This is a genomic window from Bifidobacterium sp. LH_730, from assembly GCF_056355835.1.
In genome coordinates this window covers 19,063-41,078 of the sequence record NZ_JBKETB010000006.1, presented here as the reverse complement: position 1 = coordinate 41,078, position 22,016 = coordinate 19,063, and the positions used below count along the sequence as shown (strand labels likewise).

General features: G+C 63.6%; 16 protein-coding genes, 2 tRNA genes and 1 pseudogene. 9 read left to right on the top strand and 10 right to left on the bottom strand.

Features of this window, described 5'->3' with window-relative positions; translation table 11 throughout:
* Nucleotides 1-1,323 (bottom strand): ATP-binding protein, encoded by a 1,323-nt coding sequence (locus tag AC1AUD_RS08475; RefSeq protein ID WP_476573914.1) that lies wholly within the window; start codon nt 1,321-1,323, stop codon nt 1-3.
* Between the two features lie 317 nt (nt 1,324-1,640).
* On the opposite strand from AC1AUD_RS08475, the gene AC1AUD_RS08470 reads away from it, so the two are divergent.
* The 6 genes from AC1AUD_RS08470 to hxlB all read left to right on the top strand — a co-directional run bounded on the left by AC1AUD_RS08470 (nt 1,641) and on the right by hxlB (nt 7,227).
* Complete coding sequence (locus AC1AUD_RS08470) at nt 1,641-2,663, top strand: LacI family DNA-binding transcriptional regulator (RefSeq protein ID WP_476573913.1); 1,023 nt, start codon at nt 1,641-1,643, stop codon at nt 2,661-2,663.
* A 192-nt stretch (nt 2,664-2,855) separates the two neighbouring features.
* Nucleotides 2,856-4,181, top strand: a complete 1,326-nt coding sequence (locus tag AC1AUD_RS08465) for a gluconate:proton symporter (RefSeq protein WP_476573912.1) — start codon at nt 2,856-2,858, stop codon at nt 4,179-4,181.
* Between the two features lie 53 nt (nt 4,182-4,234).
* A complete protein-coding gene (locus tag AC1AUD_RS08460) occupies nt 4,235-4,978 on the top strand; it encodes a sugar phosphate isomerase/epimerase family protein (protein ID WP_476573911.1) in 744 nt (247 codons plus the stop codon).
* Nucleotides 4,979-5,054: 76 nt separating this feature from the next.
* Nucleotides 5,055-6,026 carry a sugar kinase gene (locus tag AC1AUD_RS08455; RefSeq protein ID WP_476573910.1) on the top strand — a complete coding sequence of 324 codons (972 nt, stop codon included), beginning with the start codon at nt 5,055-5,057 and terminating at the stop codon, nt 6,024-6,026.
* The gene (locus AC1AUD_RS08450) at nt 6,023-6,646 is read left to right on the top strand and encodes an orotidine 5'-phosphate decarboxylase / HUMPS family protein (protein WP_476573909.1); all 624 of its coding nucleotides are present in this window, start codon (nt 6,023-6,025) and stop codon (nt 6,644-6,646) included. Before AC1AUD_RS08455 ends, AC1AUD_RS08450 begins: the two co-directional genes overlap by 4 nt.
* Nucleotides 6,643-7,227, top strand: a complete 585-nt coding sequence (gene hxlB / locus AC1AUD_RS08445) for a 6-phospho-3-hexuloisomerase (RefSeq protein ID WP_476573908.1) — start codon at nt 6,643-6,645, stop codon at nt 7,225-7,227. Before AC1AUD_RS08450 ends, hxlB begins: the two co-directional genes overlap by 4 nt.
* Nucleotides 7,228-7,324: 97 nt before the next feature.
* On the opposite strand, the gene AC1AUD_RS08440 is transcribed toward hxlB, so the two are convergent.
* From AC1AUD_RS08440 to AC1AUD_RS08420, 5 genes and pseudogenes are all read right to left on the bottom strand, one after another.
* Nucleotides 7,325-8,635 carry an MFS transporter gene (locus tag AC1AUD_RS08440; protein WP_476573907.1) on the bottom strand — a complete coding sequence of 437 codons (1,311 nt, stop codon included), beginning with the start codon at nt 8,633-8,635 and terminating at the stop codon, nt 7,325-7,327.
* Between the two features lie 289 nt (nt 8,636-8,924).
* Nucleotides 8,925-8,997 (bottom strand) — tRNA-Ala (locus tag AC1AUD_RS08435).
* A 69-nt stretch (nt 8,998-9,066) separates the two neighbouring features.
* Nucleotides 9,067-9,140 (bottom strand) — tRNA-Ile (locus tag AC1AUD_RS08430).
* Between the two features lie 155 nt (nt 9,141-9,295).
* A pseudogene (locus AC1AUD_RS08425) lies at nt 9,296-11,375 on the bottom strand (DHA2 family efflux MFS transporter permease subunit).
* A 128-nt stretch (nt 11,376-11,503) separates the two neighbouring features.
* Nucleotides 11,504-11,707, bottom strand: coding sequence for a hypothetical protein (locus AC1AUD_RS08420; protein WP_476573906.1), 204 nt, complete (start codon nt 11,705-11,707; stop codon nt 11,504-11,506).
* A 175-nt stretch (nt 11,708-11,882) separates the two neighbouring features.
* Between AC1AUD_RS08420 and AC1AUD_RS08415 the strand changes: the two genes are divergently transcribed.
* On the top strand, nt 11,883-12,431 hold the full coding sequence (locus AC1AUD_RS08415) for a M48 family metallopeptidase (protein WP_476574011.1): 549 nt from the start codon (nt 11,883-11,885) through the stop codon (nt 12,429-12,431).
* A 283-nt stretch (nt 12,432-12,714) separates the two neighbouring features.
* On the opposite strand, the gene AC1AUD_RS08410 is transcribed toward AC1AUD_RS08415, so the two are convergent.
* Together AC1AUD_RS08410 and AC1AUD_RS08405 are read right to left on the bottom strand one after the other, a co-directional pair.
* Complete coding sequence (locus AC1AUD_RS08410; RefSeq protein WP_476573905.1) at nt 12,715-13,194, bottom strand: Dps family protein; 480 nt, start codon at nt 13,192-13,194, stop codon at nt 12,715-12,717.
* A gap of 153 nt (nt 13,195-13,347) precedes the next feature.
* Nucleotides 13,348-14,679, bottom strand: a complete 1,332-nt coding sequence (locus tag AC1AUD_RS08405) for a hemolysin family protein (protein ID WP_476573904.1) — start codon at nt 14,677-14,679, stop codon at nt 13,348-13,350.
* A gap of 216 nt (nt 14,680-14,895) precedes the next feature.
* On the opposite strand from AC1AUD_RS08405, the gene AC1AUD_RS08400 reads away from it, so the two are divergent.
* Together AC1AUD_RS08400 and AC1AUD_RS08395 are read left to right on the top strand one after the other, a co-directional pair.
* Nucleotides 14,896-16,155, top strand: coding sequence for an MDR family MFS transporter (locus tag AC1AUD_RS08400; protein WP_476574010.1), 1,260 nt, complete (start codon nt 14,896-14,898; stop codon nt 16,153-16,155).
* Between the two features lie 181 nt (nt 16,156-16,336).
* A complete protein-coding gene (locus AC1AUD_RS08395; RefSeq protein ID WP_476573903.1) occupies nt 16,337-19,297 on the top strand; it encodes a cation-translocating P-type ATPase in 2,961 nt (986 codons plus the stop codon).
* Between the two features lie 300 nt (nt 19,298-19,597).
* Here the strand turns inward: AC1AUD_RS08395 and AC1AUD_RS08390 are convergent, their stop codons facing one another.
* Nucleotides 19,598-21,163 (bottom strand): hypothetical protein, encoded by a 1,566-nt coding sequence (locus AC1AUD_RS08390; RefSeq protein ID WP_476573902.1) that lies wholly within the window; start codon nt 21,161-21,163, stop codon nt 19,598-19,600.
* 109 nt (nt 21,164-21,272) lie between these two features.
* The gene (gene dcd / locus AC1AUD_RS08385; RefSeq protein ID WP_476573901.1) at nt 21,273-21,854 is read right to left on the bottom strand and encodes a dCTP deaminase; all 582 of its coding nucleotides are present in this window, start codon (nt 21,852-21,854) and stop codon (nt 21,273-21,275) included.
* Between the last annotated feature and the right edge of the window lie 162 nt (nt 21,855-22,016).

Here is a 22,016-nt window from a genome sequence, read left to right as displayed (position 1 = left end):
TCATCTCAGCGGCTCTGCGGTGAACAGTCCGATGGCATACACAGGCAGATAAGTGATGCGCCCATCCGTCTCGATATTGTCACGGCACAGCACGTAGGTTTCATCGACGTGGCAGGCAGCGGATGCCAGGGCATTGTCGAGGGCGGCGTGGGTCCGATATGACTTGCCGGACTTCACCTCGAAGGCGACGACCGTGCCGTCGGGACGTTCCACTGCGGCGTCGATTTCTCCGATTTTCTTCGAAAGGAAATACCGCGGGGGCAGTCCATGGGCGGTGAGCTCCTGCACCACGAAATTCTCGTATGTGCCACCGAGGTTGACGCTGGGGGTGTCATCCAAGATATCCTGACTGGCTTCCTTGGAATAGGCTCCGGTCAGCAGCCCGACATCGGAATGGAACAGTTTGATCAGATTGCGGTTCTCGGAAAGCAGGAAGGGATGCGCCAGCTCCGCGATATTGTATTGCGCCAAGGCCACGCCTGCGTTGATGAGCCAGAGGAACTCGTCCTGCACCTGTGTGAACCGCTTGACCTCAGGTATCGAACTCAGACGGAAACGCCGGTTGGGATGCAATAGTTCGGAGGGAATCAGATCATAGATGTTCTGGATGACCAGCCGTCTGTCGCGTGGGGCGTATTTGCTGATGTCCTGTCCGTAGAATCTGCGGATGTCGCTCTGGACGACGCGAACGGGATTGACGTCATTTGACGTAAGGAATGTGTTGACCGCATCGGGCATGCCGCCGACAAGCAGATATCTTTTGAAGAGGTCGAACAGGCGGTTGTGCAGATAATCAGGCACTGGACTCAGCGAGGAGACGCAGTCGCGCAGCATGGTGAACGCGGTGTCAGGCAACCCGTTCGCCCAGCAGAATTCTTCGAAGTCCAGCGGGAACATCCGGATCTCGGACAGATATCCCACGGGAATGGAACGTATGTTGTCCAGCGCGACGCCCAGCATCGAACCGGACAGGATGTAGTCGTAGGTGCCCTTGTCCGCCAGATATTTGATATAGGTGACGATTTGCGGGCATTCCTGAACCTCGTCGAACACAATCACCGTGCGTCCCGGTTCCATCGGGGCGTCGGCCATCACCGAGATGCGCAATTCGAGATCCTGGGCGCTTTCGGCCTGCGCGAAGGAGCGGCGTGCTCTGTCGTTTTCCACGAGATCGAAGAACACCGCATGCGTGTATTCCGTTTCGGCGAACTGACGGATGAGATATGACTTGCCGACCTGCCGGGCGCCCGTCACCAGCAGGGCCTGCTTGGTCTTATGGGATTTCCAGAAACGGAAGCGTTCCAAGGCCTTTCGTCTGAGCATCGACCTCCTCCTCAGTCTCACAATGGGCTTTCTTCATATTGTATGAATCCGCGACAACATTTTTCCATAATTTTGGAACTGTCATTATGGCATTTTTCCAAGATTTAATAGTCGTTGAAATAGCATTTTAGCGAAATTATGGATCTGTGTATTCCTCTTCAAAGCAGGGATGGATGTCTGCCTTGAGCATGTGACACACTGTTCGGCACTACTTTGCCTTTGATCTGCCCCATCATGTGCTTCACATCCTCGGGGTCCCCGATGCGCTCGTGCGGTATTGTGGCAGGTAGGCGTTCGGAACGAGCGAAGGTAAGGACATGGCGAATAGGCAGACGGGCAAGCGCAAGGCCAGCATGGGTGATGTGGCCGCCGCGGTGGGGGTGTCGAAGACCACGATCTCGCGGTATCTGCATGGCGAATTCGGCTATATGTCCGATGAGACGAAGGCACGCATCGAGGCGGTGATCGCCGAACTTGGATACCGGCCGAACCGGATGGCCCAGGGGCTCAAATCCACGGTGAGCAACATGGTGGGCGTGACCATCGCGAACATCGGCAATCCGTTCAGCTCCCAGCTCATCAAAGGCATCCAGGCCGAGTGCCGTGCGCGCGGCGTGCAGTTGCTGGTCAGCGATTCCGATGATGAGTCGGGCATTGAACGGGCGAATATCGAATCGCTGCTCGACGCTCAGGTCGACGGCCTGATCGTCAACACCGTGGGGGGCAACGACGATTACCTGCGCGCTTTCTGCGCTGCCGCAGGCCATAAGCCGATGGTGATGCTCGATCGTTTCGTGCAACCGATTGTGTGCGATGCCGTGGTCACTGACAACCATGGCGGTGCGTTCGAGATGCTTGACCATCTGGTCGCCCAAGGGTATGAGTACGTGGTGTTCGTGACGCGGCCCGCCGACGGCGTGAGCACCCGCACGATGCGCCGCGAAGCCGTGGAGCAATATTTGCTCGACAATCGGTTGGAAGGCGAGACGCTGGTGTATCGTGCCGAGCCCTCCGAATTGGGGGAGCGGGTCGCGGGCATCATCGCCACTCACCCGGGCGAAAAGATATGCCTGTTCGCCAACAACGAGGAAACGACGCGCGATATCCTGTCCGCCGTGCCGGCCGCCACCGACGGGTCGCTTGGCCTGTGCGCGTTCGCCGACGCCGAGTGGGCGCGGTATAGCGGGCGCGGCATCACCTGCCTCGACCAGGATCCGGTGCGCATGGGGCGCACCGCCGCAAAAGCGTTGTTCGCGCGCGCCTATGAAGGGGCCGACGCGCCCTACGAGCTCGCCGAGATCCCGGCGACGCTGAACGCCTTCGCTTCGACCGGCGCCTGAGTCGTCATCCAATTGCAGTCGTTGGCGGCATCGATATATGCGCGCCTCTGCTTGCGACACGCCGTAGTTAACCGGTACACGTCCTGTTGTGTATGATGATTGTTAACCGATAAACGTAACCGATACACTAAATCGGTAAACGGAATCGAAGGACAGTAATCGAAACCCTTCCAGCTCAAGGAGGAGCGCACAATGATCATGTGGATCATGGGCATACTGCTCATCGCTTCGTTCGCCTGTTTCGTCATCTACGCGATGCGCGGCGGCAACCTCACCGTCGGCTTCTTCATCCTGACCATCGTGTGGACCTCGATCTATTTCCTCGGCGTGCCCTTCGGCGTCGGCGAATCCTTTGACGTCATCGAGGAAATATTCGCTCAACCGGCCCTGACCTACGGCCCGACGATCATCCAGATCATCTGCGGCGCGTGGTTCGGCCGCGTGCTCGTCGACACCGGCATCGCCGCCTCCATCTCCTACCGCACCGCCAAGGTCGGCGAGAAAAGCCCGCTGCTGGCCACCATCGCCGTCGCCTTCGTCACCTGCCTGATCTTCTCCAGTGCCTACGGCGTCGGCTCGGCAATTGCAGTCGGTGTGATCCTCTTCCCGATCATGGGCCGCCTGGGCGTCCCCAAGCGCGTCGCCGTGCCCGTCTTCACCCTCTCCATCGGCGCGGCCATGTGGATCAACAACGTGATGTTCGTGCAGTTCGCCGCCTTCTACCAGGGCTACGAGTCCCCCGACGGTCAGGTCATCGAATGGGGCAACCATTACCTCGGCTTCGGCATCCCCGCCATGATCGTGCAGATGATCGCCGTCGTCATCTTCATCCTCATCAACTCCAAGGCCATCAAGAACGGCACTCCGTATGAGGTCGGCGATCCCAGCGAACGCCCGGCCGACATCCCGCAGGTGCCGGTGTGGACCTACGTGCTGCCGATCGTGCCCGTCGCGCTGAGCATCCTGTTCCAGTGGGATTCCGTGCCCGCGCTGTTCCTGGCCTCCATCATCGCCTTCCTCGGCACCGGCCATATGAAGACCTACAAGGGCTTCGTCTCCATCCTCAACTCCACCGCCAAAACCGCCATCGGCGACATCGGCAGCCTCATCATCATGCTGCTGGTGCTGCGCTTCTTCCAGCAGACCGCCGTCACCGTCATGGGCGACTTCGGCCCGGCCCTGACCTCCATCGTGCCGAACAACGAGATGATCCTGGCGATCGCCGTGTGCATCCTCGCCCCGCTGGCCCTGTTCCGCGGCCCGCTCGAGCTCTACGGCGCCGGCTCCGCGGTCATCGGCATCCTCATGGGCATGGGCATCTTCGACGCCTGGTTCCTGTTCGCCATGCTCGTCGTGCCGTCGATGACCTGCATCTCCAGCTGCGTGACCCAGTCCTGGAACATGTGGGCCGTGGAATACGCCGGCCTCAAGCCCAAGACCTTCCTCAAGAACGGCGTGCCGGTCTACTGGCTGTGCACCTTCCCGATCATGGGACTGGCCGCGCTGCTGCTGTTCTGATCCGCTCTGATTCGTTCTGAACGTCATCCACCCAACTCGCAAAGGAGCATTCCATGACCACCATCGGCATCAACACCCTCGTCTACATGGCCGAGCTCGCGGCCGGCACCCCGCAGTCCGCGCTGCTGCCCGTCATCGCCGGCCACGGCGTCACCCTCGCGGAGGTGCGCCGTGAATACATCGCCGATGACGCCGAATTCGACGCCATCGCCACCGCGGCCAAGGAACACGGCCTCGACCTGTTCTACTCCGTGCCCGAATCGATCACCATCGACGGGCGGGCGCACCCCGGATTCGAAGGATTCCTCGATGAGGCCGTGCGCATGGGCGTCAGGAACGTCAAGTTCAACCAGGGCGATGTGAAGGACGTGCCGGCCGAGGTGATCGCCGGAATCGACGCGGCTGCCGCCTCCCGCGGGCTGACACTCACCATCGAGAACGACCAGACCCCGGCAAACGGCACGCTCGCCTGCACGCTCGCCTCGCTCAGGCACATCAAGGAAGTCGGCGGGCATATCGGCTACACCTTCGACCTCGGCAACTGGTTCTGGCGCGGCGAGGACGCCGCCGCGGCCTTCGCGCAGCTCAAGCCGGCCATCACCGTGTTCCATCTCAAGAACGTCAACGGCGGCATGCCGGGCGAGGATCTGACCACCACGATGCTCGGGGATGGAGTGATCGACTGGCGCGCGATGCTCCCGCAACTGGGCAGCGATGTGCCGGTGTTCCTCGAATTCCCGATCCCCGCCGAGCGCGTGGGCGAGCAGGTCGCGCTGGTGCGCGATGCCGTCGCCTGAATCGCTCCAATCCGTAACCCTGTGTAATTCCGCACAACCTCACGTCAGTCCACGTAATCCCAGAAAGAAGCGCATCATGTCCGAAGTCATGACCATCGGCGAGCCCATGGTGAATCTCATCGCCGACTCCTCCGAGACCTATATGGAAGCCCGCACACTGCCCCGGCAGATGGCCGGCGCCGAGTTCAACGTCGCGATCGGCGTCAGCCGCCAGGGCCATTCCATCGATTACGTCACCACGCTCGGCCACGATTGGCAGGGCGACCTCATCATCGATTATATGAAGGGCGCCGGCATCGGCACCGCCGGCATCCGACGCAAGGACGGCGCCGCCACCGGATACCAGCTCAAGGTGCGTTCCAGCGACGGCGAGCCCAAGGTGATCTATTTCCGCGCCGGTTCCGCCGCGTCCCAGACCACCCCCGATATCGTGGACGAACTCGATTTCACCGGAGTGCGCATCCTGCATGTCACCGGTATCTTCTCCGCGCTTGCGGCGAACACCTACGACACCGTCACCCGGCTTGTCGACGAGGCCAAGGCGCATGGCGTCACCGTGTGCTTCGATCCGAACCCGCGCCCCACGCTGTGGGAGAGCGAGGCCGCGATGATCGAGGCGACCAACCGTCTCGCCGCCAAAGCCGATGTGTTCATGCCCGGCCTGGAGGAGGGGCGCCTGTTCTCCGGACTTGACGATCCGCGCGCCATCGCCGATTTCTACCTCGACATGGGCGTGAGCAAGGTCATCATCAAGCTCGGCGACGCCGGCTCGGCGCTGTTCGAGCGCGATGCGTCCGGTGTGCGCGTGGAAACCGTCGTGCCCAGCTTCGTGGTCGAAGTGGTCGACACCGTGGGGGCCGGCGATGGCTTCGCCTCCGGCGTCATCACCGCGCTGCTCGAAGGACTCAACGACGAGAAGCTGCTGGAACGCGCGAATGCGGTCGGCGCCATCCAGGTGACCAGCGTCTCCGATTCCGAAGGCCTGCCCACGGCCGATGAGCTCGCCGCGTTCATCGCCGGCACCCCGCGCAAGGAGGTGTCGCTGTGAAGCTGCAAGTGGCCATTGACCGAGTGACTGTGGAACGGGCCTGCGAGCTGACGCGGGAGGCCGTGGCGGGCGGCGCCGACGTGATCGAGGTCGGCACCTCCCTGACCAAAGAATTCGGCGTGCGTGCTCTCGGTTCGATAATCGAAGCGGCCGGTAGCGTGCCGGTGCTAGGCGATATCAAGACCTGCGACGAAGGTAAATACGAATTCGACCTCGGGTTCGACTGCGGATTCGCCTATCTGACCATCATGGGATCGTCGTCGATGGGCACGCTCGAGGCATGCGCCGCCTCGGCGGCCGCGCACGGCGGAACGATGATGATCGACCTGCTGGAATGCTCGGAGGAGCGCACGGCGGCCATCGCCGGGTTCCCGGACGCCGTCTATTGCCTGCATACGTCGGTTGATTCGGGCGGGGCCTCCGACCCCGTGGCGCAGGTGCGTGCGTTCCGCGAGCGTTTCCCGCAGGTGCGCCGCATCGCCGTCGCAGGCGGCATCAAACCACATCAGCTTGCCGCGCTTTCGGCCGAGGGCGTTGACATCGTCATCATGGGATCGGCCATCACCAAGGCAGAGGACGTCACCGCCGCCTGCCGAGCCTGCAAGGAGGGGCTGCAATGAACATCACTACCACCACCGCTAATGCCGACGCCGCGAGCGAGCCGCGTATCCTTGACCAGATCCAGGAGGAGATCGCCGGGGTCATCGCCAAAATGGACGAAGGCGACCTCATCGCCGCCCGCGACGTCATCACCCGCGGTTCGCGCGTCTATGCCGCCGGCGAAGGCCGCTCCGGTTTCCAAGCGCGCAGCTTCGCGATGCGCATGATGCACATCGGCTACACGAGCTATATGATGGGCGAAACCATCTGCCCCTCCATGCACGAGGGCGATGTGCTGCTGGCGATCTCCGGCTCCGGCACCACCCGCCGCACCGTCGAGGACGCCGAAGCCGCGAAGAAGCTCGGTGTGAAGGTCGTGGCCGTCACCTCGAAGCCCGAGTCGCCGCTCGCGGCCACCGCCGACGCCGTGATCGTCGTGCCCGGGCGCGTCAAGGGCGAGGCCGGTGGCTCCATCCAGCTGCTGAGTTCCCTGTTCGACCAGTCCGTGCATATCGCGCTCGACGCGCTGTGTCTGATGATCTCCCGTCGCGACGACGTCTCCGACGCCGACGCCAATGCCAACCATGCCAACGTGGAGTGAGGCCGCGCTTCTAGGCGTATGAACGGTCCGCGGTGTCCGATGCTTTCGATCGGATGCCGCGGGCTTTTGCATGTTGCCATGAAACGGCTGGAATCACCTAGTTTCGCGCATCACGCGCATGAATCATATGCGCCGAGACGGCGTACAGCGCCAGCGCGGCCGGCACCACCAGCATCATCGTCGGGTAGAACCACGCGATCGGCGCGTGCTCATACAGGAAGCCGGCGATCAACGGCCCCAGAGACATCCCCAGATCAATGCCGATGTAATACGTGCTGTTGGCGATGCCGCTGCGCTCGCGTCCGGCGATAAGCACCGCCTGCGATTGGGTGACCGAGCTCATGATGCCGTAGCTTGCGGCGGTGAGGATGCCGGCGGCCAACATCATCCAGTCATTCGTCATCACAGTCAGGCATGCGAGCATGCCCAGCAAACACACCGAGCAGCAGATCAGGAACCGGCGGAAGCCCCATCGGTCGAACAAATCCCACATCGTCAATCGCAGCACGAACAGCGCGGCGGCATACAGCGGGAAGAACAGGCTGGCCTCGACGTGCAGGTGGCGCGCGCCCACATAGGTGACGAGGAATGATTGGTTGGCGAAATACGGCAGCGCGAACAGCATGAACGCCAGCGCCAGCGGCACCACGCGCGGCTCGACGACGGCGCGGAGGATACGGCGCGGGGCGGAGGGTTGGGATGCTTCTGGCGTGCTGTTGGCGTCGTCGGAGGGCGATGCTCCAGCGGGTCGCTGCGTAGTGCGGGGCGTCGAATCACTGTTTGCCGGCGATGACGTCGGCTGTTGGCGGGCGGGGCCACCACTTGGCGCATCCGCCGCCCTTCCGCCGTTCTTCACCAGCAATACCGCCGTCACCATCAGCACCGCCAACGCAGCCGATATCAGAAAGGTCGCGCGATATCCGATGATCTGCTGCGCCTTGATGCCAATGGCCGGTCCGACAGCCATGGCCAGCGCGTTCATCGTGCCGTAAAGCCCCATGCCCGCGCCCATATGCCGCAACGGCAGCAGCATCGACATCCAGGTGGCCAGGCAGACCGAGCAACAGGCGAAGCCGATGCCGTTGAGCATGCGCGCCGCGATCAGCGAGGCCGGCGAGGCTGCCGCCGCATACCATATGCTCGACGCAAGATAGAGCGCCGCGCCCGCGCCCACCAATATGCGCTTGCTCGCGCGATCCGACAGCAGCCCTGCGATCGGGCGGCACACCAGCGAGACGATGCTCATCGCTCCCGAGGCCAGTCCCATCACGGCACCCGTCGCGCCAAGCGATTCGGAATATCCCGCCATCAGCGGAGTGACCAGCATATTCGCGGCGAAGAAACAGAACGCAGCCGCCATCACCAGCGCCACATCGCGGGTCACCAACCGGTCCCGTTCCCGCCGCATATCCATCCCTCGCCTCCTATTCGCCGCCATATCGTCGTCGCGCCCACCGTGGTCCGCACGCCATGTGATGGCGCGTTGGTAACGCTGGGAATGCGCTCAGCGTTACCGCGACTCCAGTGGCTGGCGCTATGGTAACGCTAAGACCAGTGAGCGTGGTCCGCACGCCATCAGATGGCGTGCTGGTAACGCTGAGGGGCCTCTAAGCGTTACGGGTTATAGGCCAGTGAGTGGCACGAAGACAACGCGATATCAATGTCATATGAGGCGCAAGAAGGAGAGGGGTTGAAAGTGGAGCATACCGGACTCGAACCGGTGACCCTCTGCTTGCAAAGCAGATGCGCTACCAACTGCGCTAATGCCCCGTGATTCCGCCGTTCTGCGGTATCAGCTGAGAAAAAAAGAGCGGCCATGAAGCCGCTGCAATTTTCCTGTGGGCCCGGGAGGACTTGAACCTCCGACCTCATCCTTATCAGGGATGCGCTCTAACCACCTGAGCTACGGGCCCGAACCTGCGCGCCAAAAGCGCACAAGCAGTTATAATACCGTCCCTAGCCGATATGTCAACACCGCTTGCTTGCGCGTGTCGCGCAGGAGCATGTTCAATTATAGGTGCCTCCGTGGCGCGGATGCGCAGGCGATGCCGGCGATTCGCGCCACGGGTCACCGCTCCGTTCCCGCCGCTTCCGCTCCGCCTTCCGGCAGTTCGTTGTGGAACATCACATTGAACGCGAATTTGACGATGGACTTGCGGCGGATCACGCCGATCAGCCGCCCCTGCCCATCCACGACCGGCAGCTTCTTGAAGCGTTTGTTCGACAGCGTGCGCGCGATCTGGCCAATCGTCTGCTCGGCGCGCGCAGCCACCACGCGGCGGGTGGCGAGCTCCATGACGTTGCGGTTCTTGAGCCTCCCGATTTTCTCATCGGTCGTCTCGTCGTCGAAGAACACCATCGAATCGGTGCCGCCAGTGAAGATCGAGCGTGGCTCGAAGGAGCTCAGCGCGTGCATGATGTCGCCGTCGGAGATGAAGCCGACCACGCGCCCGTCCTCGTCCACCACCGGCAGGCTCGACACCTTGAGCCGGATCATCTGGTCCGCGACCTCCATCATCGTGGCGGTGTCGCGCACGGCATAGGGCTGCTTGTCCATGAGATCGCCGATCGTCGCGGTTTTCGCCTGCTCGAACAGGGAATCGGCCGGCGCGACGTAGCCGCCCGCGTAATGGTGCTCGCGCCGCGCGGAAGCGCCTGCGTCGGCACCGCCCATATTCTTCTTGATATCAGCCATATCAGGCCTCCTTTGCCTTGATAACAGTATGATTCCTGCGCGGGTCACGCACGGTGGCGACGCACCAGATCATCGTGACGAACGCGATGGCGGCGCAGATGAGATAGGTCATGCCCACGCCGGCGACCGTCGCGGCGGCCTGCCCCTGCGAGACGTGGCCCTTCTGCACGCTGGACATCACCGTGACGATCAGCGCGGTGGTGATGGCGCCGAAAACCTGGCGGCCCGTGTTGGCGATGGCATTGCCGTGCGCGATCATATCGTTCGGCAGCGCGTTGATGCCCCAGGTGTTCACCGGCATATTGGCGAAGGCCTGGCCGAGCGCCTGCAGCGCGCAGAACACGGCCACCAGCAGCACGGAGGAGCCTCCGTGGACGAGCAGGCCCATCCCGCCCATCGCCAGCGCCATCAGCAGCGTGCCGATGATGGACACGGCGCGAGCGCCGAATTTATCGAACAGCGCGCCGGAAATCGGGCTCATCACCAGGCCGATCAGCGCGGCCGGCAGCATCACCGCGCCGGTGACGGTGGCGGAGACGCCCAGGCCGTTCTGTAGCAGCAGCGGCAGGGTCACGTTGGTCACGGCCACCGAGCCGTTGATCAGGGTGACGATGATCGCGGCGTTGCGGAAATTGCGCGTGGCAAGCGTATCGACGCGCAGCAGCGGCTCGTCCAGCTTGATCTGCTCCCAGACGAAGCCGGCGAAGGCCAGCGCGCCCACGATGATCGGCACGATGACGACCGGGCTGGCCCAGCCGGCGTCGGAGGCGGTGGAGAAGCCATACAGCAGTCCGCCGAAGGCCACGGTCGACAGGACGATGGACAGGATGTTGAGCTTGGGATGCTTGAGCTCGCCGACGTTCTTGAGCATGAAGACACTGGCCGCGAGAATCAGCGCGCCGACGACGGCGATGCCGATGAACATCGCGCGCCAACCAAGCGAATCGATGACGGCGCCGCCGACCACCGGTCCGATGGACGGCCCTGCGGCCATCACGATGCCTGCGATGCCCATGGCCATGCCGCGCCGCTCGGGCGGGTAGACCAGCATCGGCACCACGGCCACCAGCGGCATCAGCACGCCGGAGCAGGCGGCCTGCAGCACACGCCCGAGGATGAGCACGCCGAAATTCGGTGCGATCGCGCCAAGCAGCGTGCCGACGATGAACGCGGCCATCGAGGTGAAGAACAGCTTGCGCGTCGAGAAGCGGTCGATGAAATAGGCCGAAATCGGCACCATGATGCCGGAAACGAGCATATAGATGCTGGTCACCCACTGCACGGTGCCCTCGGAGATCGCGAAATCGCGCATCAGGTTGGGCAGCGCGGGCGACATGACGGTCTGGTTGAGCAGCGCGATGAACGCGCCGAGCGTCACCGCGCCGACGATGAGCACCCGGTCGCGTCCCGGCACTTGGGATGGGTCGGTATAGGGCTTGGTTGATGTGGTCACAACATACCTCGAAATAAGTTGCAATTATGGAATACGAATACGCATGCGGAAATGGCATGGGAGTGTGGAAAGGCATCGGCGGGCAGCGAGCCGGATATGCCGAAGGAGACGCTCGAAACGGGCGGACTCTAGACCAGCATCGCGCTGAGCGCCATCGCCGGAATCGCGTAGGGCAGATGACCCACGTATCCGAATGCATGCATGCGACGGCGGCGATTGAACCAGACTCCCATCACCGCTGCGATGAAGCGGGTGGGGATGCGGCGGCGCGCCGGTTCGGCGGCTGCCTGCGCGAGCGCGCGGACACGGGACGGTGACTGCCAGACAAGCATGCCGAATCCTCCCTGTGGGCGCCGTTGATGGAAATGGCCCGAATGGGCCAACAGCCAACACATAGCCTATCATGCCCGAGGACGGCGCGCTCCCGATTTCGCCGGAGGGCACAGCGCGGACCATGGCAGGCGGGACAATGGAGGAGTGAACAAGCCAAGCGCGCGAACGGTGATGATGGAGGTGGACGGTCTTGAAGTGGCCGTCACACGAAAGCCCATCAAGAACCTCTATCTGCGCGTGCGCCCTGCGACCGGGGCCATCGAGGCATCCGCGCCGTTGCGGATGGATGATGCGCGCATCGCCGCGTTCGTGCGGCAACGCAGCGAGTGGATCGACCGGCAGCGCAAACGTGTGATGGAGCAGACCAAGCCCGGCGGCTTCGTATGGACCGATGAGCTGCGCCGCAGCGCACAAAGCAACGTCGAGGCGGCCCTGCCTGGATTGCTGCGGCAGTGGGAACCGGTGGTCGGCCGCGCGCCCACGCATATCACGTTGCGCATCATGTCCTCGCGCTGGGGTTCGTGCACACCGAAAACCGGGCGCATCCGCCTCAACCTGCAGCTGGGGCTGATGGAGCCGAAGTTCCTTGAATACGTGCTTGTCCACGAGATGACGCATCTATGGGAGCATGGCCACGGCGTGGGCTTTCAGCGGCGCATGGACGGCTATCTGCCCGGCTGGCGAGCCTTGCGGCGCGAGCTCAACCGCCGCGTTGTGATGTAGACGTCGAGGGGCCGATTCAGGCGGATTGCGGCGGATTCATGGCGTGGTCTATGCCGCGCCAGGCGGTTTCATGTCTTTGCGAACGGCGACAAGGCATGTGGAAGCGTTGCTAATGACATGATTCTCAAACTGTTGGTTGTTTTGGCCTTCTGTTGGTGGTTCCGTCCGAAAACGCAAATGGGATTGGCTTGAAATCAAGCCAATCCCACTCAGGTTTCAACGGCCAACTACCAACAGAAGGCCAAAACAACCAACAGTTTGATCAAGATGTCGGGAAGAGCCCTCACACCAGGTGGCTGCGCATGAACCACTGGAATTTTTCGAGCTCCGCCACGTGGTCCTGGATGATGTTGGAGGAGACGAGGTCCAGCTCGTCCAGCTCGGCGATGGCCTTGCGGTCGTCGGCGATGAAGGCGTCGTAGTACTCGATCAGGGCCTTGAGATAGGCCTCAGTCGACTGGCGGCCTTCGAGGTCGAAGGTGCCCCAGGTGCGGTTGCGCGTGATGTCATCGGCGCGGCCGTCGGGCGCGCCGCCCATCGTGGCGATGCGTTCGGCGGTCTCATCGGCCATCGCGAGCACGGCCTCGACCTGCGGGTCGAGCATCTCGTGCACGGCGATGAAGTTCGGGCCGGTCACATTCCAATGCGCGTGCTTGAGGATCAGCGCAGCCTCCTGCTCCTGGCTCAGGCGGTTCTGCAGAATGGCGATTGCCTTCTCCGAGGCGGCCTCGTCCAGCCCCGGAACAACGAAAGCGAGTGTCATAATATCCTTCCTTTCGGTGAAGGGTTGCGTTTTCCAGTCTACGGCGCTGCCTCCGTTTCCGCTGTGCGGAACGCGCCGGGAATATGCCATATTGCCATCCTGGAATTTCTTCGACTCCGCGCCGCGCGCTTCGCTCGGCATGACGGGTGGCGGTCACGCTTCCGCGTCATCCGGCAGCGGCGCATGATCCGGAGCGCCGGCCTTGCGCACCTCGATCGTTTCGATGCGCCGTCCATCGACCGCGGTGACGATCATGTCGTAGCCGTCGTCGGAATGCAGCACATCGCCCACCGCGCCCATCTTGCCGGTGTGCGCGAGGAAATACCCCGCCACCGTCTCATAGGGGCCGTCCTCGAGCTCGATGCCGGTCAGGTCCTCGAAATCCTCGAGCGTCGTACCGCCCTCGATGGTGGCGCGCCCGTTGACGAAGGCAGTGCGCGAGGTGCGCTCGCCGCCCTTCTCGGTCGGCAGATCGTATTCGTCGCGGATGTCGCCGACCAGCTCCTCGGTCATATCCTCGAGCGTGACGATGCCGTCGGTGCCGCCGTATTCGTCGATGACGACGGCCAGGTGGATGCCGCGTTTGCGCAGCAACCCAAGGCTCGGCAGCAGCTTCGAGGTGCCGGGCAGCGAGATGCCTTCGCGGGTGACGTCGGCCACGACCTTCGCCTCCGGGTCGCGCACGTCGAGCAGGTCGCGCACATGCACGAAGCCGAGCACATCGTCGAAATCTCGGCCGATGACCGGATAGCGGGAATACGGTTTGTCGCGCACGAAGGCGGCGGCCTCCTCGATCGGCTGGTCGCCGTCGATGAAGGTGACGTCGGCGCGCGGGCGCATCACCTCGGCCACGATGGTTTCGGAGGCGTCGAAGACGTCGTCGAGGATCGTGCGCTCGTCCTTGCTCAGGGACGAGTTGGAGTTGACGAGCACGCGCAGCTCCTCGTCGGAGACCTCGGAATCGGTTTCGTTCGGATCGAAGCCGAGCAGCCGCACGATGCCGTTCGTGTTCTTGCCGATGAGCCAGATGATCGGGCGGCAGATGGTGGCGAAGGCGCTGATCGCGGGCACGACGGCGCGCGAGATCTGTTCGGCGCGCTGCATGGCGATGCGCTTGGGCACCATCTCGGAGATCACGATCGAGCAGTAGGAGATCACGAGCGTGAGCACCACGGTGACCAGCGGGTTCGCGACGCCGGCGGGCACGCCCCAGCCGGTCACGACCGGAATGATGAACGGGGCGATCGAGGAGGCGCCGAAGGAGGCCGATAGGAAGCCGGAGAGCGTCACGCCGATCTGCACGGTGGATAGGAAGGTATTCGGATCGCGGGCGATTTTCGCCACGCGTGCGCCGCGGGCGTCCTCCTGTTCCATCTGCTCGATCTGCGAGCCACGCAGGGACACCAACGCCAGCTCAGTGCCGGCGAACACAGCGCCTATCAGAAGGAATACGAATATCAATACGATGTTCAATCCAAGTGACATAGTGCTCCCCAGCTTAGGGGAGGGGCGCGTCATCGCCGTGCGCCGTCACTGATCCGTCCGTTCCGTGCATCGATGCGTCGCCGGTCGATCCGATGACCTGCGGGGAGGAAGCCGCCAATCGGACGCGTTCTCGTATGGGCGGGTTTTCCGCCATGGCCGGCGGTATAGTGCTTGCTGTCTGTATGTGGAAGAGCGGTGGGAGAGGCGATGGAGCGGATGCGGGCCGGGCGGAGTCTCTTTGGTTTGCCGCTGCTGTACTGGGGCCTGTGGCTGGCGATCCTCATCCTGTGGATGGGACGCTTCGTCATGTCGTTCCTGTCGATCTATCTGGTTTCCCAACTGCATATCGACGAGGCGGTGGTCGGCACCGTCGTGTCCATGTATGGCTTCGGTGCGATTATTGGATGCCTATTTGGCGGTGCGCTGTCCGACCGCTTCGGCCGCCAGCCGATGATTGTGATTGGCGAGGTCGGCGCCGCCGCGATGCTCGTGACCATCGCGCACCTGACTGAGCCGCTTGCGTTGGGCGGCGCTTTGTTCGTTTATGGCGCGGTTGCTTCGCTGCCCACTCCTGCCATCGCCGCTTACATCGCCGACGTGGTACCTGCCCGCGACCGGCAGCGCGCCTATACGCTGCAATCATGGGCGCTCAACTTCGGCTATGCCATTGGCCCGATTATCGCCAACCAGCTGGTGAAGATCTCCTATTCGCTGATGTTCTACGTCGAAGCCGCCGTGCTGATAGGCGTCACTTTGCTACTTGTCACGTTCTTCCGTGAGGCTCGCCATCTGGGAGTGGTGGTTCCCGGAGTGCCTCACAGCGCCGCCAATGGTTCGGGCAAGCCGTCCGCCGGCCGCGTATCGATGGCGCGCAACTATCTGCGCGCCGTCACCGATGTGCCCTTCGTGCTGTTCGTCGCGCTTGTCTTCGGATATCTGCTCGTCTACTACCAATCCACCTCCGGCCTGCCGATCGCGATGACCAACCTGGGCATGGGCACGGCCGAGTATTCGGTGCTGCTGACCATCAACGGCGGCATGCTGTGCCTGCTGCAGATCCCAGCGATGAAGGTGTTCAAGCGTATGGGCAATTCGCGCGTGATGATTGTGGGTCTGGCCATCACCGCCGTGGGCTACGGCGTGCAGATCATGGCCGATTCATGGGGCGGTTTCGCGCTCGCCGTCGTGCTGTGGACGCTCGGCGAGCTCGGCACCTTCCCGATTGCCGCGACCACGGTCGCCGCCCTCGCTCCGGCTGACGCGCGCGGCACTTACCAAGGCCTCTACAACGTGGCGATGTCGCTGGCGCTGGCCTTCGCCCCGATGGTCGGCGGCGGCATCATCGGCGCCGCCGGCGGCCGCACCCTTTGGATCTGCTGCACCGTGGCGCTCGTCCTCGTCACGCTCGGCCTGTGGGCCACGAAGAACTCCCGCGAACGCGAGATCGCCCGCAACCTCACCGAGATCGACGTGTGAGGCCCGCGGTTCCGGGCGTTTCGCCGGTTGCATATCACGATATGAAATAATTGTGGGATACGCGCCAGTGGCATGAGCCGCGGGCGTCCATAACCGCGCAGCGCGGGCGCGCGGACGGACCGGGAAGGGCCGGGCGAGCGCTGGCGTTGACTACTCCGCGGCAATCTCAAAGGAGAATGCCATGGTTGATCAACGGAACGATCAATCGGTCATGTCCACCGCCCCCTCTGCCTTGCCCGCTGACGTTGACCCCAGCTTGGTCGACGCGGTCGATGTGGCACGGGCGCTCAACGTCGATCCCAACGTCGGCTTGAGCGCGGAGGAGGCCGCCCGCCGTCTCGAACGATTCGGGCCCAACGAACTGGCCGGCGCGCCACCAGTGCCCAAATGGAAGAAATTCCTCGCACAGTTCAAGGATCCGCTCGTCTATCTGCTGCTCGGCGCCACCGTGATTTCGTTGATCGCATGGTTCATCGAACGCGCCAATGCCGTCCCCGGCGGCGAGGGAGGCGAGGCGTTGCCCTTCGACGCGATTGTCATCGTGCTCATCCTCATCGTCAACGCCGTGCTCGGCTACATCCAGGAAGCCAAGGCAGAGGCCGCCGTTGAGGCGCTGGCGCAGATGACCGCCCCCACCACCTCCGTGCTGCGCGGCGGGCAGGTCGTGCGCATCAACACCGCCGACGTGGTGCCGGGTGACGTGCTGGTGCTGGCCGAAGGCGATTCGGTGTCCGCCGACGGCCGACTGTTCACCGCCGCCTCGCTGCGCATCGCCGAGGCATCCCTGACCGGCGAATCCGTGCCCGTCGGCAAGAAACCCGACCTCCTGAGCCAGGCCAAGGCGCTCGGCGACCGCGCCAATATGATCTTCAACGGCACCTCCGTCACGCAGGGCACCGGCCGCGCCATCGTCACCGCCACCGGCATGGGCACGCAGGTCGGCAAAATCGCCGATATGCTCTCCGCCACCGAGGATGAGAAAACCCCGCTGCAAAAGGAGATGGACTACGTCTCCAAGATCCTGGGAATAGCGGTGTGTGCCATCGCCGTTATCGTGCTCGTCGCGCTTGCGGTGATGGAAGGCTTCCATGACATCCACGACGTCATCGACTCGCTGCTGCTGGCCGTATCGCTGGCCGTGGCGGCCGTGCCCGAGGGTCTGGCCGCGATCCTCACCGTCGTGCTCGCGCTCGGCGTGCAGCGCATGGCCATGCACAACGCCATCGTCAAGAAACTCCATTCGGTCGAAACGCTCGGCTCCGCCTCCGTGATCTGCTCCGACAAAACCGGCACGCTCACGCGCAACGAGATGACCGTCGAACGGGTCGTCACGGCCTCCGGCGAGGTGACGATCACCGGCACCGGATATGCTCCCGAAGGCAAGATGGTCGGCGTCGATGGCTCCGCGCTCGCCGACCAGCCGGCCCTCGAAACCGATGCGTTGGCCACGCTGGCCATCGGCGCGCTCGCCAATGACGGCGACCTGCGGCCCGGGGAACAGCCGGGTTCATGGGATATCGTCGGCGACCCCACCGAGGTGTCGCTGATCGTCGCCGCCCGCAAAACGCATGCCGACAAGGGATACGTCCAGTTCCACCGCGTGGCCGAGGTGCCGTTCACCTCGGAGCGCAAACGCATGTCCATCATCGCCAAGGACGAGGCCGAAGGCGGCAAGCTCACCGTCTTCGCCAAGGGTGCGCCCGACGTATTGCTCGGTTTTTGCGATCGCATCGCCGTGGGCGGGGCCGTGCGCCCGCTGACCGACGGCGACCGGCAGGATATCCTCGCCACCGTGGAACGGCTGTCGGGGCAGGCCTACCGCACGCTGGGGCAGGCCTATCGTCCGCTGGAAACCGCGAGTCTGTCCGATGTGCCGGGCATCCGCGCCAACGCGGCCGGGCAGGTCGTCGATATTGCCGACCAGGCCGAGGCCATCGAAACCAAGCTCATCTGGACCGGTATGGTCGGCATCATCGACCCGCCGCGCACCGAGGTGCGCGACTCCGTGGTCGAGGCGCGCCGCGCCGGCATCCGCGCCGTGATGATCACCGGCGACCATCCGCTCACCGCCGCACGCATCGCCTCCGACCTCGGCATCATCGAAGCCGGCGGCCGCGCCCTCACCGGCGAACAGCTCGACGGCATCGCCGCCCAAGGCGAGCGGGCCTTCGACGAGGCCACCGCCGAAGTGTCCGTCTACGCGCGCGTCGCTCCCGAACACAAGCTGCAGATCGTCGAATCCCTGCAACGGCAGGGCAATATCGTCGCGATGACCGGCGACGGCGTCAACGATGCGCCCGCCGTCAAATCCGCCGATATCGGCGTGGCGATGGGCATCACCGGCACCGAGGTCACCAAGCAAAGCGCGAAGATGATCCTCGCCGACGATAACTTCTCGACCATCGTCGCCGCCGTGCGCGAAGGCCGTGTGATCTTCGACAACATCCGCAAATTCCTGCGTTATCTGCTGAGCTCCAACGTCGGCGAAGTGTTCACCGTGTTCCTCGGCGTGATGCTGGCCGGTTTCCTTGGCATCCGACAGCCCGAATCCGTGGGCGTCACCGTGCCGCTGCTGGCCACGCAGCTGCTGTGGATCAATCTGCTGACCGATGCGGCGCCCGCATTGGCGATGGGCGTCGATCCGCAGACCGAGGATGTGATGAACCGCAGCCCGCGCAAGCTCACCGATCGCGTGATCGACGGTCAGATGTGGGGCGACATCATCTTCATCGGTCTGATCATGGCGGCCGTCACGCTGATCGGCATGGATATGCATTTGGCCGGCGGCCTGTTCGAGGACCGTTCGGTCGCCGCGCTCGGTCACGAGGCGCAGATCGTCGAGGCGCGCACCATGGGCTTCACGATCCTCGTGTTCGCCCAGCTGTTCAATGCGCTCGCCGCCCGCTCGCATCTGCAGTCGGCCTTCGTCGGCATGTTCGCGAACAAGTGGCTGTGGGGCGCGATCGGTCTGTCCACGGTGCTGCAGCTCGTTGTGATCTACGTGCCGTTCCTCAACTCGGCCTTCGGCACGGTGCCGCTGGGGCCGCTGGCCTGGGCCGAATGCTTCGGCCTGGCCGCCTTCGTGCTCATCGCCTCGGAACTGCGCAAATGCGTGCTCCGTGCGATGGCGAAGCGGCGGTGACGCGCAAGCCGGTTCGTTGATTGGCCGTCGCTGTTGTCTACGCGCCTGATCTGCTGCCAGTCTGTTCATCGGATTGCCGGCAGATCAGGCGCCGTACGTTTCTGAGCAGTCTGACGCAGGGACTGCGCACAATCGTACGTTCGGCATCCGCACGGGTACGTTTATGCGCAGGGTGACGAAAGGTGTGTTCAGAAACGTACAATACGGGACCGTGGACGTACGTTTCTGAGCAGCCCCACCGTCAGACTGCGCACAAACGTACGCATGGCGGCGCTCAGCGTACGTTTCTGAGCAGTCGCCTCAGTTGGCTCCGCCGGCGCGGCCGGAGATGTCCTCCGGATTCGTGCCGTTGGCGCCATTTCCGCTGTCGCCGCCGGGCTGGTCCATGCCGTTGCCCGAGCCATTCTGCCCCAAATCACCGGTGCCGGCGCCCGGATCGTTCTGACCCGAGTTGTCGGGCTGGGTCTGGGGCTGCTCGGTCTGGTTCTGCGCGGCATCCGCCTGTTGCCTGGCGCTGATAGAGGCATTCACATCGGCCATCGCCTTCTCCAGCGCGGATTGCGCATTGCTCACCTCGGCCTGCGACGGATTGCCCTTGGCGGCCACATTGTTCGCGTCCGCGATGGCGCTTTGCAACGCGGTGCGCGTGCCTTCGTCGGCCACGAGTCCGGCTGAGTTGTTGAGCATGCTTTGCGCCTGCTCGATGGTGCCGGTCAGCGACTCCTTGAGTGCATTGGATGACTGGTCGCTCTGGGTGCTCTGGCTTGAGGTCACCGCATTCATGGCCTGCTTGAGTTCCTGGGCTTTTTCCTTGGCATCCTCGGCTGCATCATTAAGGTCCTCGGCCGTGTCCTTGAGTCGGCCTTTGGTCATATTCGACGAGCAGGTCTTCGCCACATCCTCGACGTCGGACTGGGCGTCGGCGATTTCCTGGTTGAGCGTGGTGAGCGTGTTCGGGTCGGCCACTTGATCGGCGGACGTGGAGCTGGCCGTCGTCTGTGCCGCGGCCAGCTGTTTGTCGAAGTCCTTGATCGCACGTTTATAGGCGGCGGACGCCACCTTGCATTCGGTCAGCGCCACCGTTTTGCCGCCCTTGGAGGTGAGCCAGACCACGCCGCTGGCGATCAGTGCGATCACGACGAGCGCCGCGATGACGATGCCGACGATCTTGCCGGTGTGTTTTTTCCGCGGCGTGCCATGTCCGTTTCCGTCGCCGGAGTTCCCGTATGCCGGCTGGCCGTATTCAGGCGGAAGCGCCGGCGGCGGCACCGCGGGTTGGGACGCCGAGGTCGCGCTGCGCCCCTGCGATGGCGCGGCGGCGGGCTGCGTCGGTTGCAGGATCTGCGTGGGCTCATCCTCGACCGAGGGCGCTCCGAACGTCTGCGTGGGCTGGGTTGGTTGCGTGGGTTGCATCGCCGGAACAGTCTGAGGCATCGGCATTGTCGGGCTTACTTGAGTCGGAGCCGAGGACGTCGATGCCGGTCCGGGCATGCCAAACGCCTGTGTTGGTTGATCCGGTTGTGCCGTCGGCGTCGCCTGGCCCATCGGCATCGTCGGAGTCGACTGCGCCGTAGCTGCGGACGGGAATATCAAAGCGGGCACATCGAACGCCTGCGTCGGTTGCCCTGCCTGAGTCGTCGGCATGGTTGCCATCGGTTCGGTTGCGCCCGTCCATACGCCGCTCATAGACATGGCTTGCGTCGGCTGTTCGGCCTGTGCTGGCCCCTCATACGCCTGCGTGGGCTGTCCATCGGCTGCATATCCCTGCGCCTGCGTCGGCGCGTCGGCGCTCGCCGGCGGCATTGCGTTGCCCGCCGCCTCCTTGCGTTGGAAATCGAACTGGAAATCCCCGTCGCTATTGGTCATCGTCCCTTCCTTTCGATACAAGCCCGGCTCTGTAAACCGAAGCCCGGGCCAAAGTCATCCGAATACGACGACACGGCCGGAACTATCCGGCCGTGCCCCGCGCCGCGCGTCAGTCCTCGATATGGGCGCGGTAGAAGTTCACATACGAACGGCTCGGCGTCGGCCCCCGCTGCCCCTGGTAATGGGAGCCCGTGCCCTGCGATCCGTAGGGATGCTCGGCCGGCGAACTCAGCTGGAAGAAGCACATCTGGCCGATTTTCATGCCGGGCCACAGCTTGACCGGCAGCGTCGAGACATTGCTCAGCTCCAGTGTGATATGCCCCTCGAAACCGGGGTCGATGAAGCCCGCGGTCGAGTGCGTCAGGATGCCGAGGCGCCCCAGCGAACTCTTGCCCTCCAAGCGCGCGGCCATCGTCGCATCGAGCTTGACGTATTCCCAGGTGGAGCCGAGCGCGAATTCGCCCGGATGCAGGATCCACGGCTCGTCGGCAGCCACCTCGAACTGCTCGGTGAGCGCGCCTTGGTTCTCGGCCGGGTCGACATAGGTGTAGGCGTGGTTGTTGAACAGGCGGAAGAACCGGTCGAGCCTCACATCGATCGACGCCGGCTGCACCATCTCGGGGGTCCAGGGGTCGAGCGAGATGTGCCCCGCTTCGTGCGCGGCAAGGATATCGCGGTCGGACAGCAGCATGGGAACCTCCTGACGGCTTGCCTATTCCGACCCTCAGTCTAGTGCGACGACGCCCCGGAGCACGAATTCTCAGGAAGTTATCAGATAACGCCAGAGTTAGCCCCAGCATCGGATGTTTATATGGGACATGTCGACGGAAGCCGACCAGGAACCGCAGCAGTT

Coding starts and splice junctions, on each gene's coding strand:
- AC1AUD_RS08475 (WP_476573914.1), bottom strand. CDS start 1,323: ATGCTCAGACGAAAGGCCTTGGAACGCTTCCGTTTCTGGAAATCCCAT.
- AC1AUD_RS08470 (WP_476573913.1), top strand. CDS start 1,641: ATGGCGAATAGGCAGACGGGCAAGCGCAAGGCCAGCATGGGTGATGTG.
- AC1AUD_RS08465 (WP_476573912.1), top strand. CDS start 2,856: ATGATCATGTGGATCATGGGCATACTGCTCATCGCTTCGTTCGCCTGT.
- AC1AUD_RS08460 (WP_476573911.1), top strand. CDS start 4,235: ATGACCACCATCGGCATCAACACCCTCGTCTACATGGCCGAGCTCGCG.
- AC1AUD_RS08455 (WP_476573910.1), top strand. CDS start 5,055: ATGTCCGAAGTCATGACCATCGGCGAGCCCATGGTGAATCTCATCGCC.
- hxlB (WP_476573908.1), top strand. CDS start 6,643: ATGAACATCACTACCACCACCGCTAATGCCGACGCCGCGAGCGAGCCG.
- AC1AUD_RS08440 (WP_476573907.1), bottom strand. CDS start 8,635: ATGCGGCGGGAACGGGACCGGTTGGTGACCCGCGATGTGGCGCTGGTG.
- AC1AUD_RS08420 (WP_476573906.1), bottom strand. CDS start 11,707: ATGCTTGTCTGGCAGTCACCGTCCCGTGTCCGCGCGCTCGCGCAGGCA.
- AC1AUD_RS08415 (WP_476574011.1), top strand. CDS start 11,883: ATGGAGGTGGACGGTCTTGAAGTGGCCGTCACACGAAAGCCCATCAAG.
- AC1AUD_RS08410 (WP_476573905.1), bottom strand. CDS start 13,194: ATGACACTCGCTTTCGTTGTTCCGGGGCTGGACGAGGCCGCCTCGGAG.
- AC1AUD_RS08405 (WP_476573904.1), bottom strand. CDS start 14,679: ATGTCACTTGGATTGAACATCGTATTGATATTCGTATTCCTTCTGATA.
- AC1AUD_RS08400 (WP_476574010.1), top strand. CDS start 14,896: ATGCGGGCCGGGCGGAGTCTCTTTGGTTTGCCGCTGCTGTACTGGGGC.
- AC1AUD_RS08395 (WP_476573903.1), top strand. CDS start 16,337: ATGGTTGATCAACGGAACGATCAATCGGTCATGTCCACCGCCCCCTCT.
- AC1AUD_RS08390 (WP_476573902.1), bottom strand. CDS start 21,163: ATGACCAATAGCGACGGGGATTTCCAGTTCGATTTCCAACGCAAGGAG.
- dcd (WP_476573901.1), bottom strand. CDS start 21,854: ATGCTGCTGTCCGACCGCGATATCCTTGCCGCGCACGAAGCGGGGCAC.